We start from the raw sequence: 17,317 nt of genomic DNA on the forward strand, positions 1-17,317 counted from the left end.
TCATGTATTATGGCTCGCTCCAAAACCATTGGACAAGCAATATGTTCCTGCACTTCACAAACGCGTTTCCAATTTGTTTCCAAATTTTGGCGTAATATTAATGTTATGTATCGCCAAGGATTTTCTGAAACTTTAGTGACTCGCTCTTCTCACACATCCTTTACTGACGGTCTTAAAAGCAAGATTTAAAGTCATTTGGGTATCGGTATGAGCTTATCTTTCTCATGATTACACGGCACATATCTATACAAGAAAACACCAAAGGGCCGATCCCAAAACAAACAGATATTTATCAACTTGGCAACATTTACAACAGCAACTTCTATGCCTCATATTGATATTAATAAAATTAATAGTTAAGAATGGCGCAAATAGACATGTCGATGCCTGATTTACGATAGTTGAAGCGAGTCTACACTAGGGAAAAAATGAAAAAGCGGAACTTAGCACATATTTTATTCATTAATTTGAAATTTTATTTTCAGTTTTTTTACAAGTTTGCCCCATTTTTTAACATGTTTGCCCTGTCTTGGAGATTTTGTAATCAGTTGTCATGATTTTAACCCGTGTCAGAGTCCAGAAAAGTAACCCAAAAGACCCATAAATACCGGTCAATGCCAGCAAATCATGCATCAGGGCTCTTGCTACATGATTGCTTCATTGCGGATCACAGGGCTGCTGATGTCGGTAAATCAACTGAATAGACGGTTCTCTGAACGACCTTTGACATCAGCACACCGCATTAACATTCGATAGTATTGACCGCCAGACCACCCCGAGAGGTTTCTTTATATTTATCCTGCATATCTCGCCCGGTATCCCGCATGGTCATAATCACCTGATCCAAAGTGACAAAATGGGTGCCGTTACCGCGCAGTGCCATCTGCGCCGCATTGATGGCCTTCATCGCCGCGATGGCATTACGTTCGATGCAAGGCACCTGCACCAACCCACCGACCGGATCACAGGTGAGGCCCAGATTATGTTCCAAGGCAATTTCAGCTGCATTCTCGACCTGTTCCGGGGTCGCGCCCATCACTTCGGCCAATCCGGCCGCCGCCATGGCACAAGCGGAACCGACTTCTCCCTGGCACCCTACTTCAGCACCGGAGATAGAAGCATTCTTTTTACACAAAGCTCCAATGGCTCCGGCCGCCAGCAAAAAGCGCAGCACATCGTTACTGCCGGTGTCCTTGCCAAAGCGCATGTAATACATCAACACGGCTGGTACGATCCCGGCGGCACCGTTGGTCGGTGCGGTCACCATCCGCCCTCCGGCGGCGTTTTCTTCATTAACGGCCAGCGCATAGAGATTGACCCAATCCATGCCACTTAAAGTGGCACAAATGACATTCTCCGATGACACCTGAACTAATGAACGATACAGTGAAGGCGCCCGCCGCTGTACTCGCAGCCCTCCGGGTAAAATGCCCTCACTTTCCAAGCCATTGGCAATGCACTCCTGCATCACTCGCCAGATCTCATCCACACCACTATGAATCGCAGCCTCACTCCGCCAAACGCGCTCATTCGCTAACATCAGATCACTGATCCGAAATTTATTCTCAACACAGAGGTCGAGCAATTGCTTGGCCGTATTGAAATCATAAGGCAGGTCATGCTGGGGCACCAGATGAGCTCCGGCAGTCGCTTCGCTTTCATCAAGCACAAAACCACCACCAATGGAGTAATAGCAATTGCTGTGTAGCAATGTCTCCTTACCAAAAGCACTCAGGCGCATGGCATTAGGATGATAGGGCAACACTTCATCGATAAACTGCAGATCGTGATTCCAGTCAAAAGCAATTCCCGGGCCGCCAGCCAGCGCCAGATAACCGGTTTCGCAGATGGCCTTGACGGCGGGATCGATAGAACGTGGGTCCACGGTATCAGGAGATTCGCCCATCAAACCGACCACCACCGATTTATCGGTGCCGTGGCCGACCCCTGTGGCGCTGAGCGAGCCGAACAACTCGATCTGAATCCGTTCAACAGCGGTGCGGATCCCGATGTCAGTTAGTTCTGTGGCAAACATTTTTGCAGCCCGCATCGGTCCAACTGTATGGGAACTAGAAGGGCCAATGCCGACTTTAAACAGATCAAAAATACTGATACCCATAATGCTCTCCAAGGTAGATATGGATTCATTATCGGGTTAACTAAAATGGCTCGCATGTCATGAAACGACATCTACCGATATTCCTTCGCCGTCTGACGACTTTGATTGGAGGGTAAAATGGCACTGATGACGGAATTAAAAACAGTAGAGAAAGCGACCTACGCCTTCCCTAACCTATATTGAGAGTGCTATCTAGAATATTTGTTTAGTTGCTAAAAACGACCGTGCGGTTGCCATTTAAGAACACGCGCTTTTCAACGTGATAACGCACCGCATTAAATAAAGTCACCCGTTCGATATCCTGGCCCTTAGCCACCAAATCTTCTGGATAACAAGCATGATCCACGGTCTGGATCCCTTGGGTAATAATCGGTCCTTCATCCAGATCATCATTCACATAATGCGCCGTGGCACCAACCATTTTCACCCCTTTTGCCCATGCTTGATGATAGGGCCGAGCCCCTTTAAAACCGGGCAATAACGAGTGATGAATATTGATCGCCCGACCACTAAGCTGTTTGCTCATCTCGGGGGAAAGGATTTGCATGTAGCGCGCTAACACCACCAGATCAATTTGATATTGGTCTAACAAGGCAAGGATCTGTGCTTCCTGCTGCGGTTTAGTCTCGGCGGTAATCGGCAGATGGTAATAAGGAATGTTATGCCAGTTAGCCAGCTGTTCCAGATCGGGATGATTGGAGATGATCACCGGCACATCAATCAACAACTGCCCGGTACGATGGCGAAACAACAAGTCATTGAGGCAATGGTCAAATTTAGAGACCAAAATGGCAATTCGCTCCCGATGCAGTGGCGAGGTTAGCTGCCATTGCATGCCGAATGGCTCAGCACGAGTGACAAACTGCTTAGCGAACTGCTCTGGATCAAACGGATCACTACCGGGCAAAAATTCGATACGAATAAAAAATCGTTGACTAAATCGGTCATCAAACGAATGGAGTTCATTAATATAGTGCTGCGATTGCGCCATAAATCGGGTCACGACATCAACGGTGCCCACTTTACTGGGGCAACTGGCGGTAAAGATCCAGGCATCGGGCTGACGACTCATAAAAACTCCTGTAAACAAATGAAAAAGGCGTACCGCATCGGTACGCCTCCACGACTAACGCTGAACAACAAGGCCATATTCTTCCGCGGCATCTTGCAACCACAACCAGAGGTAATCGGCAAAACTGCGTCTGACCACCAACTCCCAGCTCTGCTCGCCGGTACGGCAAAATAGTGCACTACTTTTAGCCAGCGTCGAGCCAGCCACTTTGCCCACCGGGAAGTGGCTGGGGTGAATATCCAATGACGTGCCTTTTTTCAGCACATCACTGGCATGGCTCCCCGATAACTCAAGCAGAGTCTGACCGCCACTGACATTCACCACACTATAATGGCCGCTCAAGCTTTGGTGTAACTGCTGTTCCACTTCACTAGCGCGTTTAAAGTCAACCAGCAGCAACCATTGGTCAGGGCTGATCCAACGGATCGTCACATCCTCATAGTTGGCCGAAGTCAACGGTTGGGTCGGCAATGGCCCTCCCAAAACTTCAGCGGCGCCACTCAGAAATGAGTCATCTTGCTGCGAGCCGCGCAGGGTCAGATGCCCCATCAACGGCTTCTCGCATAAAACCACACCGGCACTGGCTGCAGAGCTGACGTTTTTGCGATAGACACCTGCGTTATACAGCGGTGATTCAATGCGCACGGAGCCATCCGCTAGTTGATCCATAAAGGCAACTCGTTTAACTGCGCTCTCGGTACTTTCTTGCATAACTAGAGTCTCAGACATTCTGACGTTCTCCTTTAGGATCGAAGAAGATCGGGCTGCAAATTTCGGCCTCGATCACCCGGCCATCGGCCAGTGGATAATAGACAGTTTCGCCGCTGCGATCGTGTCCGCCACGGATAAAGCCAAGGGCGATACTACGACCTAAGGTGTGACTCCAATAACTGGAGCTGACATGTCCTAACATGGTCATCGGTAACGGTTGCTTCGGATCTTTGACCGCCTGCGCGCCTTCCGGCAAAATCACCTGCGGATCACGGGTTTTTAATCCAACCAACTGTTTACGGGCGGCGCGTTGGTTATCCTCACGCATCATGCCGCGTTTACCCACATAGCTAAACGGCTTAGCATTCGAGACACACCAACTCATGCCTAAGTCATGCGGGGTGACAGTACCATCGGTATCCTGTCCGGTAATCACAAAGCCTTTTTCTGCCCGCAGAATGTGCATAGTTTCAGTGCCATACGGAGTCAGATCGTATTTAGCACCGTGTTCAAACAGTTTTTCCCACAAGTACATGCCATAGTTGGCCTGAACATTGATTTCAAACGACAACTCACCCGTGAAGGAGATCCGGAAGATCCGTGCCGGGACCCCAGCGATCACGCCCTGCTGCCAGCTCATAAAGCTGAAGTTCTCATGGCTGAGATCCATATCGGTCAGCTCACTTAGCAATTGACGACTCTTCGGACCACTCAAGGTCAATGTTGCCCACTGATCGGTGACACTGGTGAAATAGACTTCCAGCTCTGGCCATTCGGTCTGATGATACAGTTCCAACCATTCCAGCACGCCAGCGGCCCCACCGGTGGTGGTGGTCATTAAGAAGTGATTTTCGCCCAGACAAGAGGTCACCCCATCATCAAAGACCATGCCGTCTTCATGACACATCAAGCCATAACGACATTTGCCTACACCTAATTTAGCCCAAGCATTGGTATAAATACGGCTGATAAATTCGCGGGCATCTTTACCCTGAATATCAATCTTACCAAGGGTCGATGCATCCAGAATCGCCACACCATTGCGAGCCGCCTGACATTCCCGATTGGTGGCATCGCGCATCGATTCGCCCCCTTTAGGGTAATACCAAGGACGTTTCCACTGACCAACATCTTCAAATTTGGCTCCGTGCGCCTCATGCCAGCGATGCATCGCCGTTAATCGTTTCGGATCAAACAGTTCACCACAATCCCGTCCGACCACCGCACCAAAGGTCACCGGAGTATAGTTAGGACGAAATACCGTAGTGCCGGTTTCAGGAATCGTTTTCCCCTGTGCTTTCGCGGCAATAGCCATCCCGTTGATGTTACCCAATTTGCCCTGATCAGTTCCAAAGCCCAGCGCGGTATAACGTTTAACGTGTTCGATCGCTTCGAAGCCTTCACGCACTGCCAGTTCAATCGCCGCCGCAGTCACATCGTTCTGCAAATCCACAAACTGCTTCGGTGCCCGTGACGTCGGTTTGGTGTGGGGAATATGGAACAGCGCCATCGGCTGACCACTCACGATGTTTTCCGTTTTCGGTAGTTCAATGGCCTCATGCGACAGACCTAAATCAGTCAAGGCTTGCTGTGCGGCCTGCGCCCCTTCTAGCAATACTTCCTTGAGAGAATAAGTGCCGTTAATGCCCCCAGCGGTTAGTTGGTTCTGCTGCGTTTTGCCAGGAAGAAAACCAATCACTTCATCGTTCCATACAGGCAGGCAGCCGGTATGACAGGAAAGATGAACCACAGGACTCCATCCCCCAGAGCTCGCCACCGTATCACAGGTTAAAAATTTCGCACGACCGGTCAGTTGTTCACCTTTGGCATCAATACTCGAGACCCACACACCATCGATGCATTTGCTGCCTTTGGCCTCGATGACTGCACTACCGGTGATGATTCGGATCCCCTGTTGGTGAGCCTTCTCGATCAAGGTTCCCTGTGGATTGGCTCGCGTATCAACAATAGCCACTACTTCACGGCCACTGCCATGCCAGTCTAAAGCACACTGATAAGCATCATCATTGGTCGTCATTAACACCAATTTCTGGCCTGGAGTCACCGCATAGCGGTTGATATAAGCAGAGATTGCCGAAGGCAACATACAACCCGGCAGATCGTTATTAGAAAATACCAATGGCCGCTCATGCGCCCCAGTCGCCAATACGACCCAACGGGCTCGTACACGATGCAACCGAGCACGGATCTGACCGTTCCCGGTTTCACCTAGATGGTCAGTTAATTGCTGATGAATCGTCAGGAAGTTTTGATCGTGATAACCGTTGACCGTCGCATACGAGAGCAAAGTCACTTCCGGATAAGTCGCCAATTCAGCCACAACGTTAGCCACCCATTCGCTGGCTGGTTTTCCGTCAAGTTGTTGCTGAGTATCCAGTAGGTGACCGCCGAATTCGTTTTGCTCATCAGCCAGAATCACCCGAGCCCCACTACGTGCTGCGGTCAAGGCCGCCACTAACCCAGCGGGACCGGCACCGACGACCAACAGATCACAGTGCTGATTCATTTTGTCATATTTATCTGGATCGTGTTCTTCTGGTGCAGCGCCAAGACCCGCCGCTTTACGGATAAATTTCTCATAGGTTTTCCACATTGATTGTGGAAACATGAAGGTTTTATAGTAAAAACCCGGAGGCATCATTTTACCGCCGACTTTACCAATAATTCCCATAATATCAGTATCGACACTCGGCCAACCGTTGGTGGAACGGCAAACCAGCCCATCATAAAGGCTCTGTTGAGTGGCCCGCACGTTCGGGACCTGCGTCGCCGGGTGACTGCCGATCTGTAGTACCGCATTGGGTTCTTCGGCACCACTAGCCACAATGCCGCGTACTCGGCTGTATTTGAAACTACGACCGAGGATAGAAACGCCGTTAGCAAGCAGCGCAGAGGCGATGGTATCGCCCTGATAGCCTTGATACTGACGGTTATTAAAGCGAAATGAAAACTGTTTAGAGCGGTCGATGCGACCGCCTGAACGAAGACGATTTTTCTGGCTCATGGGCAACACTCCTTACCCCTTGATAGCAGCCAGCGATGGCTGCTCTCCCATTTTGTAAACTTCTTTGATCTGATAGCTGACGGTATCGCGAGTCACATTAAAAAATTTGTGACACCCCGCCGAATGAAACCAGATCTCATGATGCAGCCCGCGAGGATTACTACGAAAATACATATAATTTCCCCACTCTTCATCGCTGCAATTATCCGGGTCGAGCGGACGCTGAATATGGGCCTGCCCTTTGCAGTGAAATTCATCCTCTTCACGATATTCGCCACAATGCGGACAATAAATGTGTAACATGGATTATCTCCTCAGTGGGCGACGGCAGCAGCGCCGTGCTCATCGATCAATTTACCGCTATGGAAGCGGAACATAGAAAACGGTTCAGCAATCGGATGGGCCTTACCATTAGCCAAGGTCGCTGCAAACAGATGACCTGAGCCTGGAGTCCCTTTGAAACCCCCGGTTCCCCAACCACAGTTAAAGAACAATTCTTTGACCGGGGTATCGGAAATGATCGGGCTGGCATCCGGTGTGGTATCCACGATCCCACCCCACTGGCGGTTCATCCGTACTCGGCTAACCACCGGGAACATCTCTACAATCGCCTGCATGGTATGTTCAATGATCGGGTAAGAACCGCGCTGACCATAACCAATATAACCGTCAATCCCGGCACCGATGACCAAGTCCCCTTTATCCGACTGGCTCATATAGCCGTGTACATGGTTGGACATCACGACCGTATCCAGCACCGGTTTAATCGGCTCGGAAACGTATGCCTGCAAAGGATGAGATTCAACCGGCAGTTCAAAGCCAGCCATTTTCGCCAGCACGCCGGAATGCCCCGCGACCACGCAACCGACTCGGTCAGCCATGATATTGCCGTGCTGTTTGGTTTTTACGCCCGTGATCCGGTTGTCATTGATGATTAAATCGATGACCTCACAGTTTTGGATCAGATCAACCCCCAAGCTATCGGCGCCACGGGCATATCCCCAAGCAACCGCATCATGGCGAGCATTACCTGCTCGGCGTTGTACTGTTGCCCCAAAGACTGGATAACGGGTCTGGTTACCACAATCAAGGATCGGGATCTCGCGGCTCAACTGCGCAGCATCGATCAGTTCGTTGTCGATCCCATTAAGACGATTGGCGTTGACCAGCCGCTCACCATCACGCAGATCCTGTAAGGTATGGCAAAGGTGATAACAACCTCGCTGGGAGAACATCACGTTATAGTTCAGATCCTGCGACAATCCTTCCCATAATTTGAGTGAATGTTCGAACAGATTTGCTGACTCATCCCACAAGTAATTCGAACGCACGATGGTGGTGTTACGACAAGCGTTACCGCCGCCTAATCGGCCTTTTTCCAACACGGCGACATTGGTGATGCCGTGTTCTTTGGCCAGATAGTAGGCAGTCGCCAGTCCATGGCCGCCGCCACCAATAATGATGACGTCATATTTCTTTTTCGGTTGCGGGCTGCGCCACGCCCGCTGCCAATTTTCATGATAGCTCAGGCTGTGTTTGAACAGTCCAAATCCTGAATAACGCTGCATAACATCAGCTCCACAGTAGCCGCTTGCGCGGGTTAAAATAAACCATTAACGATAGACCGGGTGTTCAGCGCAAAGACCAAGCACCTTCTCTTTCACTTCAGCAATTCTCACTTTCAGTCGGGTCGGTTCACCCAGCACATCGAGGATATCGGCAATCCAGCCAGCCAACTGGCTACATTCATATTCGCCAAAACCGCGCGTAGTGACGACCGGTGATCCAATCCGCAACCCGGAAGTTACAAAAGGTGATTGCGGATCATTTGGAACGGCATTTTTGTTCACAGTAATGTTGGCTTGCCCTAATGCGGCATCGGCTTCTTTACCGGTCAACCCCTGCTTGATCAGGCTGAGCAGGAATAGATGGTTATCGGTGCCTCCGGAAACAACGTCATAACCGCGTTCGATAAAGACCCGAGCCATTGCCTGAGCATTTTTCAGCACCTGCGTTTGATAATCAGTAAAAGCTGGATCCAGTGCTTCTTTAAAGGCAACCGCTTTCGCCGCGATCACATGCATCAATGGTCCACCTTGACCTCCGGGGAAAACCGCCGAGTTCAGTTTTTTCTCTAACTCAGGATTACTACGTGCTAGGATCAAACCGCCCCGAGGACCACGCAGTGTTTTATGCGTGGTGGTGGTGACGACATCGGCCCAAGGCAGCGGATTCGGATAGAGTCCAGCCGCAACCAAACCAGCCACATGCGCCATGTCAACGAATAGATAAGCTCCAACTTGATCGGCGATCTGACGAAAACGAGCCCAATCCACAACACGTGAATAAGCCGAGAAACCAGCTACGATCATCTTGGGATGATGTTCCAGTGCCAGCGCTTCAACCTGTTCATAGTCGATTTCCCCCGTTTGCTCATTGAGGCCATACTGCACGGCATGGTACATTTTGCCGGAAAAGCTGACATGAGCCCCATGGGTCAAATGCCCACCGTGAGCCAAACTCATACCGAGGATGGTGTCGCCCGGTTCACAAAGCGCCATGTAAACAGCGGCGTTGGCCTGCGAACCGGAATGCGGTTGGACATTGGCGTAATCAGCGGAAAACAGTTGGCAAGCGCGTTCTATGGCCAGTTTTTCAACAATATCCACATATTCGCAACCGCCGTAATAGCGTTTGCCCGGATAGCCTTCGGCATATTTATTGGTCAGTACACTACCTTGTGCCTGCATCACCCGAGGGCTGGTATAATTTTCAGAAGCAATCAGCTCAATATGCTGCTGCTGGCGAGTCTGTTCATGCTCCATGGCATGCCACAGTTCATCATCAAAACCTTGTATCTTGTCATCCTGTGCAAACATTCTCTTCTCCTGTTGCAACTGATTGCGAATCAGTCCTCAGCAAACCGAAACGACTTTAATATGATGGTATCGGCTGTGCCGCTGGCCATGATGCTTGGCAACGCCCCGGTAATGTCGATTTGCGACACGCCAGTCATTCTTAGCATTCAAAACAATCACAATAGGCACTGACTCGGGCCTCATCGTTAATGTTTAAGCTACGCAGTGGATGTATCTATCTGATTCAGATCATTCGTGTTTTTATTAAATGAGCCATCTAAAGAAGCTTTCGTTCCGGGATCTTCAAACCGATCGAATCGAATAAAAGGCTAAAATAACCCTATGACGTCGAACGCCCTGATGACGATATGCATTCCAGAAACGCCATCACACCGGGCCATATGAAGAAATTAAGTAGAGTTGCGCCTTAACGACATCTCGTTAAAGGCGGTATATCAATGATAGGAGCATCCATCATCATGATCGAAATCATGATGATGGGGCAGACATAGCTATGCCGTCGCGCCTGCGACTGGCATCATAAATACCAAGATAACTCATTAAGCATAGAAAAAATAAGGGGTTACAAATGACAGTGGTTTAAATCCAAAATCTTCAACTATCGGTCGGCTCATTGCTGAAGCTTCAATAGCCACATAACGAATCCCCCGAATAGCCGCATCATGAAGACGCTGTCGCAAAATCGCCCGGTATAAACCGCGCCCACGGTATTGAGGGAGCGTAGTACCTCCCCATAACGAGGCAAATGCACTCTCTCGATTAAACACTATCCAGCCACAAGCAGCCGGGACATGCGCGGCATACGCCACATAAATTTGAACATCTTCAGGATGGGTCCGTTTTGCCTGAATAAGCTGAGCCTGCTGATGCTCAAAATTCACATGCCAAACCTGTGATAACAGCGAAAACATGAGCCGGATACCTTGCGAGTCTCGAATATTAACCACATGCGGGTTATCATTTTTCGGCTCGATGGAATAGTTGCTCAAATCGCAGACCATCAATGTTTCTGCCGTACCCGCTCGAAAACCAAAATGCAGGAGCTCACCAGCAAGACCAACCGGGGGTTCATTGCTATAGACTTTCCATTCAAAAGGCTGGGCTAACCGCTTAAAAAAACGAACCTCTTCAGCAATCAATGTCTCGGCTTTTACTTTCGGAAAATTATAATAACTAATAAAGCTCCCCCCGCCTTGCGAAGATACAAACTTTACAATTTCAGGCGATTCGATTTTTTGAAAATCAGGTAAATTCAACTGGATGCGCTCATGCTGATTATATAACTGCATCAGATCATTCATGGTTCGTGGCCCTCCTGGCTTGACGCCTGTCGTACTCACATATCCGGCTTATCACTTCAGTGTACTCCCTTCGACCTGACAACCGTAAAGAACCGCAACGGCATAGCGGGAAAAGAATATCTGGATCAGATTGTGACACTGAATAACACCGCTATATCAAGTGTTAACACGATCGCGAATAGATATGAAAAAATTTTCAGAGTGAGATTCGGTTAGCACCCACGCGCCTCATCAATGAACACGGGTCCATGATCTTAAGATGTAGTGAGGGCCGACTTAAAGATCTTCATCTGATTAAGGCTATACCCAAAACTCAAAAAGCGTCTGGAAATCAGTCCTAGATTTCCAGACGAAACGGACATCGTTATAACCCGTAGTGAAACGGCAGATAACGTTATCGAGGAGCAGGGAAAAGACGTTCGGATGAAAAATAATTATCTAAAAATTCATGGGCCTGAGTAATAATTGTAAGCGGGTCCAACGCTGCATCATGCTCTACAATATAAAGATCGATATCATCATGCTGCGCCGCTGGCATAATTTCATTCCAAGCGAGTAACCCTTGCCCGGCAACTGCAAAGTCCCCTTCATCACTATGAACACCAACTCCAGCATTATCTTTCACATGAATAGCGATCACACGTTTACCAAAACGGTTTAATAAATGAGCCGGATCTTGCCCCCCACGTGAAATCCAGGCCACATCAAACTCAAATTTCAGATTATTGGCCGAAGCGCCTTTAGCAATCCAATCTAACGCCAGATGTCCATTATATTTTTTCATCTCGAAGTTATGATTGTGGTACGCCAGAGTCATCCCGGCCGCCCGTAATTTAGCACCGATGCCATTTAACTCCTGTCCCAATGCCATCCACCCCCGCGCATTCGTCGGCCGAGCTTCCGGTGCTAAATAAGGCATCACGATCACATGATTTCCGATGGCCCGGTTAAAACTGATCACCGAATCCAAATTATTTTCCAGATCAACCAACTGCACATGATCAGAGATCGCTTTAATCTGATATTTTGCCAATAACTGATTCATCTGTTGTGCATCTACACCATGTGTTCCCACTAATTCCACAGCGTTGTATCCGCCTTCATGTGCCATCGCCAACTGTTCATCTAAACTTCCAACATTACGCAGTGTAAACATTTGCACGGCAATCGTAACCGGGCTGGCCCCCGGTTTATGGTGGTTAAAAAATGGATTCGGATTAGCCTGTACGGTAAATAGACAACTTACCAATAAAGGTAACCAGATCATTTGTTTGAGGAGTTTCAGCATATTTGAGTATCCTTATATCAGGGGTTCATCAAGCCTAATAATTTTGCGTTTAAGTCCACCACTTGAGAGCCCGCCGCAAAATCATCAAATGCTTTTTCAGTAGTTTGAATTAAATGATTCTGAATAAATACACTGCCTTCGCTGGCGCCTTGTTCGGGATGTTTCAGACAACATTCCCATTCAAGTACTGCCCAACCATCAAAGCCATATTGAGTTAACTTGCTAAAAATCTGGGTAAAATCGATTTGTCCATCGCCAAGAGAACGAAACCGTCCGGCGCGCTCTTTCCAACCGGAATAACCGCTATAAACGCCTTGTGAAGCACTGGGGCGAAATTCAGCATCCTTGACATGGAAGGCTTTGATGCGGGTGTGGTAACGATCGATAAACCCTAAGTAATCCATCCCTTGCAGAACCATATGGCTTGGATCATAGAGAATGTTCGCCCGGGGATGATCGTGAACTGCGGCTAAGAATCGTTCAAATGTCGCGCCGTCAAATAAATCCTCTCCCGGATGGAGCTCATAACAGACATCGATGCCATAGCGATCAAATTCATCTAAAATTGGTAACCATCGGCTGGCCAACTCAGCAACCCCATCTTCCACCAGATTCTGGGGGCGTTGTGGCCACGGATACATATAAGGCCAAAGCAAAGAACCGGAAAAACTAACGTGGGTTGTTAACCCTAAATTAGCACTGGCACGTGCGGCTAAATACAGCTGCTGCGTCGCCCATTCACTGCGTGCACGACTATCGCCCTGGACGGATTCCGGAGCAAATTGATCCATCAATAAATCATAAGCGGGGTGTACTGCCACTAACTGCCCCTGGATATGCGTTGACAATTCGCTAATCTCAACGCCATAGGCCGCTAGCGTATCGATCACCTCTTGGCAGTAATCTGGGCTTTCCGCTGCTTTTTCCAGATCAAAGATCTCTGGATTTAAGGTCGGGATCTGCACGGCTTTATAGCCTTTATCACTTGCCCACTGGGCAATGCCGGCTAAACTGTTGAACGGCGCCTGGTCACTAATAAACTGCGCCAAAAAGATGGCTGGACCTTTCATTAAATTCATTTTGGACTCCATTTATTCGGGGCCGCAGCCCCGATACATCAATGTGATTGTGAGACTTGAGTTTGATTGAGTGTTGCGGCTGATTTTTTCTCTTTGAAAAGAAGGAAGAAGATCACGGCAATCACCAGCGCGAAAATCGAAGGGATCCACCAGAATTTGACCCAGTTTTCGGCAGTCAATGAAGGCGCACCGGCCAACAAACGGTCATAAAGAACACCCGCGATCTGAGCACCGACCAACATCCCGATACCATAGGTAATCAGAACTAACAGCCCTTGAGCTTGGCCTCGGTTCTGATCATTACACTGTTTATCTACATAAATCTGACCGGTAACAAAGAAGAAGTCATAACAGATACCGTGTAAAGCAATCCCGGCAATAATCATCCACATCACCGAATCAGGCACACTCATCGCAAACAATGCATAGCGAGCCACCCATGCCAACATACCTACCAACAGCATCCATTTCACGCCCAAGCGCCGGAAGAAAATAGGCATCATCAGCATGAAGAAGAATTCAGAACATTGCCCAATCGTTTGGATCCCGGCAATATTTTTAACCTGCTCAAAGTTAAGGAATAATTGGGTAAAGTTGTAATAAGCGGCCAAAGGGATACAGATCAAGAAAGAACAGACAATAAATATGATAAACGCTGGGCTCGCTAATTCGCGAATCACACTAATCCCGGAAATCTCACGCCAGCTCACTTTCATGTTCGCAGCATCCGGACGGGTATCCGGCAAGCTAAAGCAGTAGAATCCTAGAATGACACTGGCTATCGCTGCTGCATACATTGGCATCGCTGTTTTTTCTGCAACAATGTGGAACATATTACTCAGGACAAAACTGATGAATAACCCAGCGACAATCCAGCCCACGGTGCCACACACGCGGATCATCGGGAACTGTTTTTCTTGATCGGCAATATTACGGAAAGCCAGCGAATTCGAGAGTGCTAACGTAGGCATGTAACATAAGTTATAAATCAATAACAAGACAATAAATCCAGCATGATTGGATGTGGTCATTGGCGTAATAAATAAGATCACCGCACCAACCAAATGTAAAATGCCTAGAACTTTCTGAGTTGCGAAATATTTATCGGCAATCAGCCCCACAAAAAATGGGGCAATGACTGCCGCGATTGGGTTTACGGTAAAAGGCCAATGGGTCAAAGAACCCATACCTACTTCTGACATATACACCGCAATTGAGGTATACCAAGCCCCCCAGATAAAGAATTGAAGGAACATCATGATACTTAAACGCGGAATGATTAATCGTTTACTATTCATCGTTAGTGTCCATTTTATAGTTGTGTAGGGTGACAGCGATCCTGTCGTGTTCTCTGAGTTAACCTATTGCCGAACCTTGCACCTATAGTGTTTCAATCGGCATCCATGTTTTGCTCTCTTTGGATTTCAAAACAGCATCGATAATCTGAGCGGCCCGCAGACCATCGCTAAATGTCGGTAATCCGATAGGCTGTGCTCCCTGTATGGCCTGATAGACATCCCCCACGAAAGCCTCAAAACAGTGGCTAAATCCTTGAGCATGCCCGGCTGGTGTGATAGATAACCGTTTTTGCTCCGCACTACCGCGGCTGGGATCCCGCACCAATAAAGTCTGAGCATCTCGGCTATTAAGCCAAAGCTGTTCAGGCAGTTCTTGATCAAATACCACGCTCTTTTGTTCACCGTCGATTTCAAACCACAACCGATTTTTACGGCCTGCCGAAACCTGACTGATCGTTAAAGAAACCGGGATATCTGACTGCGTCGAAAACATCACCGTAGCAATATCTTCCGTAGTCACAGCGACTTTGTTGGTGACAACGGCACTGTGTTCACTAAAGGTTTCTGCCGCATCGGCCGAACGCTCTTTTTGTGCTGTAGAAAAACGCGCGATCAGTTCTACAAATCGTTCACCCGCCAGCCATTCAATCAAGTCACACCAATGTGAGCCGATATCAGCAAAGGCCCGCGATGCCCCGCCCTGTTTCGGATCGACTCGCCAATTGTTATCCGACATTCCCAGCAACCAATCCTGTAAATAACTGCCGTGAATTAAATGTAAAGGTCCCAGATCGCCAGCTTCAATCAATGCTTTAGCTTCTCGCACCATCGGATGGTAGCGATACACAAATGGCACCGCCGCAATTAACCCACGCTGACGTGCTAATTCACTTAATTCCGTCGCATCGGCAAGGGTCGTAGCCAGTGGTTTTTCGCAAATCACATGCTTATTGGCCAATAACGCTTTTCGAGCTAAATCCGCATGAAACGCATTGGGCGTGCAAACATGAATGACATCGACTTCAGGATCTGAAAGCGCCTGTTCTGCACTTTCAAACACACCGACCTGCCAGTGATCGGCCATCTGTTTGGCCCGCTCCGGACTCGTATCCACAACGCCCAATACCCGGCCACCCACTGCTTTAATCGCCCGACAATGTACCTGAGCGATCATGCCTGTTCCGATAATGGCGGCATTTATGTTCTTACGCATATTTACTCCTACGACTTGATGTAACAAAAAATGTAACGTTACATTTATAATTACATTAACGTACGCTTAGCGAAGAATATTGAAAAGAAATGCCGTCAGATTTTGGTTATAATTACGAGCTAAATCACATTAATGATTTTTATTAAGTCGGTTCTCTTTCAAATTTGCTTGATCACCGTTAATAGATAAAAAATGCTGGCATGTTAGGCTGAAACTGTATTTCATATAATTGATTAGATAGGTAAAATGCGTCCATCTGTAGCTGATGTTGCTAAACTAGCAGGAGTTTCTACTGCAACTGTTTCCCGAGTATTAAATGGTAGTGCTTCGCTGCGCCCGTCGACTCGTAACCGAGTTCAACAAGCCATTCAGACCTTGGGATATCAACTGCCCGTCTCAAACTCTGCAGAAAAAGACAAGCTGACCAAAACGGTCATGATCCTCGTTCCAGACATCGAGAACCCCTTCTATAGCGGTGTCGTCCACGGCATCGAAAATACAGCGAAAGAACAGAATTTTTCGGTCATGCTCACCAATACTCAGGGGACAAATGACTCGATGCAACGTTATTTACAGCAGTTGCAACAACATCAAATCTGTGGCGTGATTAGTCTCGATCCAATGACGGCTCAATCAACGCTCCCTCAGGATATTGCGCTGCTCCCTTGGATTGCCTGTTCAGAATATGTGCCGCATTCCCCGATGGCCTATGTCAGTATTGATCACCATCAGGCCGCTAAAGATGCCGTGCTTTATCTTATTTCTCAGGGACATAAAAAAATTGCCTTTGTCACCTCCGATGAAAGCTATCTTTACGCACAACGTCGACGCGCCGGATATGAAGACGCGCTGCGAAGCGCTGGAATAGCGATTCGTCCGGATTATATTCAGGCGGTAGGCGGTCTGGACTATCCTCTAGGAGAACTTGGCGCTCATCGTTTGCTAACGTTGAATGAGCCACCCACGGCTATTTTTGCCGTATCCGATACCTTAGCCATCGGCGTCATGAAAGCTATTTTCCGAGCCAAACTTCGCATTCCGGAAGATATTGCCGTGATTGGATTTGATGATATTCCTATTGCGAATATGTTTGAACCATCGCTCACAACGATCGCACAACCCTCTTTTGAAATCGGCCAGAAAGCTATGAAAATGTTGATCCATCGGATCAACGGTGAGAATGTTCAAATCAAAACGATCAGCCATACATTAGTCATCCGGGATACCGCCTGATGAGTCATATCAGCCTATTTGAATTAATTTAAAATTATTTTATCAATCGTTTAAATCTAAATTTAATTTCGGGATTATTGGTTGTTAGCCAATATTCAA

General features: G+C 48.1%; 13 protein-coding genes. 1 reads left to right on the forward strand and 12 read right to left on the reverse strand.

Going from position 1 to position 17,317, the window contains the following annotated elements; all coding sequences use genetic code 11:
• Positions 1-742: 742 nt before the first annotated feature.
• The 12 genes from ABUE20_RS00175 to ABUE20_RS00230 all read right to left on the reverse strand — a co-directional run bounded on the left by ABUE20_RS00175 (position 743) and on the right by ABUE20_RS00230 (position 15,985).
• Positions 743-2,119 (reverse strand): L-serine ammonia-lyase, encoded by a 1,377-nt coding sequence (locus ABUE20_RS00175; RefSeq protein WP_408617774.1) that lies wholly within the window; start codon positions 2,117-2,119, stop codon positions 743-745.
• 205 nt (positions 2,120-2,324) lie between these two features.
• Positions 2,325-3,191 (reverse strand): formyltetrahydrofolate deformylase, encoded by an 867-nt coding sequence (gene purU / locus ABUE20_RS00180; protein ID WP_408617775.1) that lies wholly within the window; start codon positions 3,189-3,191, stop codon positions 2,325-2,327.
• A 54-nt stretch (positions 3,192-3,245) separates the two neighbouring features.
• Complete coding sequence (locus tag ABUE20_RS00185; protein WP_408618218.1) at positions 3,246-3,860, reverse strand: sarcosine oxidase subunit gamma; 615 nt, start codon at positions 3,858-3,860, stop codon at positions 3,246-3,248.
• 52 nt (positions 3,861-3,912) lie between these two features.
• Positions 3,913-6,927, reverse strand: a complete 3,015-nt coding sequence (locus ABUE20_RS00190) for a sarcosine oxidase subunit alpha (protein ID WP_408617776.1) — start codon at positions 6,925-6,927, stop codon at positions 3,913-3,915.
• A 12-nt stretch (positions 6,928-6,939) separates the two neighbouring features.
• A complete protein-coding gene (locus tag ABUE20_RS00195; RefSeq protein ID WP_408617777.1) occupies positions 6,940-7,230 on the reverse strand; it encodes a sarcosine oxidase subunit delta in 291 nt (96 codons plus the stop codon).
• An 11-nt stretch (positions 7,231-7,241) separates the two neighbouring features.
• A complete protein-coding gene (locus ABUE20_RS00200) occupies positions 7,242-8,495 on the reverse strand; it encodes a sarcosine oxidase subunit beta family protein (RefSeq protein WP_408617778.1) in 1,254 nt (417 codons plus the stop codon).
• Positions 8,496-8,540: 45 nt separating this feature from the next.
• A complete protein-coding gene (gene glyA, locus ABUE20_RS00205; RefSeq protein ID WP_408617779.1) occupies positions 8,541-9,806 on the reverse strand; it encodes a serine hydroxymethyltransferase in 1,266 nt (421 codons plus the stop codon).
• A gap of 539 nt (positions 9,807-10,345) precedes the next feature.
• Positions 10,346-11,107 (reverse strand): GNAT family N-acetyltransferase, encoded by a 762-nt coding sequence (locus ABUE20_RS00210; protein WP_408617780.1) that lies wholly within the window; start codon positions 11,105-11,107, stop codon positions 10,346-10,348.
• A 394-nt stretch (positions 11,108-11,501) separates the two neighbouring features.
• Positions 11,502-12,395 (reverse strand): sugar phosphate isomerase/epimerase family protein, encoded by an 894-nt coding sequence (locus ABUE20_RS00215; protein WP_408617781.1) that lies wholly within the window; start codon positions 12,393-12,395, stop codon positions 11,502-11,504.
• A gap of 17 nt (positions 12,396-12,412) precedes the next feature.
• The gene (locus ABUE20_RS00220; RefSeq protein ID WP_408617782.1) at positions 12,413-13,474 is read right to left on the reverse strand and encodes a sugar phosphate isomerase/epimerase family protein; all 1,062 of its coding nucleotides are present in this window, start codon (positions 13,472-13,474) and stop codon (positions 12,413-12,415) included.
• A gap of 38 nt (positions 13,475-13,512) precedes the next feature.
• Positions 13,513-14,772, reverse strand: a complete 1,260-nt coding sequence (locus ABUE20_RS00225) for an MFS transporter (protein ID WP_408617783.1) — start codon at positions 14,770-14,772, stop codon at positions 13,513-13,515.
• 82 nt (positions 14,773-14,854) lie between these two features.
• Positions 14,855-15,985 carry a Gfo/Idh/MocA family protein gene (locus tag ABUE20_RS00230; protein WP_408617784.1) on the reverse strand — a complete coding sequence of 377 codons (1,131 nt, stop codon included), beginning with the start codon at positions 15,983-15,985 and terminating at the stop codon, positions 14,855-14,857.
• A 246-nt stretch (positions 15,986-16,231) separates the two neighbouring features.
• Here ABUE20_RS00230 and ABUE20_RS00235 point away from each other — a divergent pair, with 246 nt between their 5' ends.
• Positions 16,232-17,218, forward strand: coding sequence for a LacI family DNA-binding transcriptional regulator (locus ABUE20_RS00235; RefSeq protein ID WP_408617785.1), 987 nt, complete (start codon positions 16,232-16,234; stop codon positions 17,216-17,218).
• Positions 17,219-17,317 lie beyond the last annotated feature (99 nt).

The organism is Celerinatantimonas marina (assembly GCF_046054165.1).
In the GTDB taxonomy this organism is placed as follows: Bacteria; Pseudomonadota; Gammaproteobacteria; order Enterobacterales; family Celerinatantimonadaceae; genus Celerinatantimonas.

Bases quoted from the DNA above. Each gene is read 5' to 3' on its own strand.
- ABUE20_RS00190 (WP_408617776.1), bottom strand. From the start codon at position 6,927: ATGAGCCAGAAAAATCGTCTTCGTTCAGGCGGTCGCATCGACCGCTCT.
- ABUE20_RS00235 (WP_408617785.1), top strand. From the start codon at position 16,232: ATGCGTCCATCTGTAGCTGATGTTGCTAAACTAGCAGGAGTTTCTACT.
- ABUE20_RS00225 (WP_408617783.1), bottom strand. From the start codon at position 14,772: ATGAATAGTAAACGATTAATCATTCCGCGTTTAAGTATCATGATGTTC.
- ABUE20_RS00230 (WP_408617784.1), bottom strand. From the start codon at position 15,985: ATGCGTAAGAACATAAATGCCGCCATTATCGGAACAGGCATGATCGCT.
- ABUE20_RS00215 (WP_408617781.1), bottom strand. From the start codon at position 12,395: ATGCTGAAACTCCTCAAACAAATGATCTGGTTACCTTTATTGGTAAGT.
- glyA (WP_408617779.1), bottom strand. From the start codon at position 9,806: ATGTTTGCACAGGATGACAAGATACAAGGTTTTGATGATGAACTGTGG.
- ABUE20_RS00185 (WP_408618218.1), bottom strand. From the start codon at position 3,860: ATGGATCAACTAGCGGATGGCTCCGTGCGCATTGAATCACCGCTGTAT.
- ABUE20_RS00220 (WP_408617782.1), bottom strand. From the start codon at position 13,474: ATGAATTTAATGAAAGGTCCAGCCATCTTTTTGGCGCAGTTTATTAGT.
- ABUE20_RS00195 (WP_408617777.1), bottom strand. From the start codon at position 7,230: ATGTTACACATTTATTGTCCGCATTGTGGCGAATATCGTGAAGAGGAT.
- ABUE20_RS00210 (WP_408617780.1), bottom strand. From the start codon at position 11,107: ATGAATGATCTGATGCAGTTATATAATCAGCATGAGCGCATCCAGTTG.
- ABUE20_RS00175 (WP_408617774.1), bottom strand. From the start codon at position 2,119: ATGGGTATCAGTATTTTTGATCTGTTTAAAGTCGGCATTGGCCCTTCT.
- purU (WP_408617775.1), bottom strand. From the start codon at position 3,191: ATGAGTCGTCAGCCCGATGCCTGGATCTTTACCGCCAGTTGCCCCAGT.
- ABUE20_RS00200 (WP_408617778.1), bottom strand. From the start codon at position 8,495: ATGCAGCGTTATTCAGGATTTGGACTGTTCAAACACAGCCTGAGCTAT.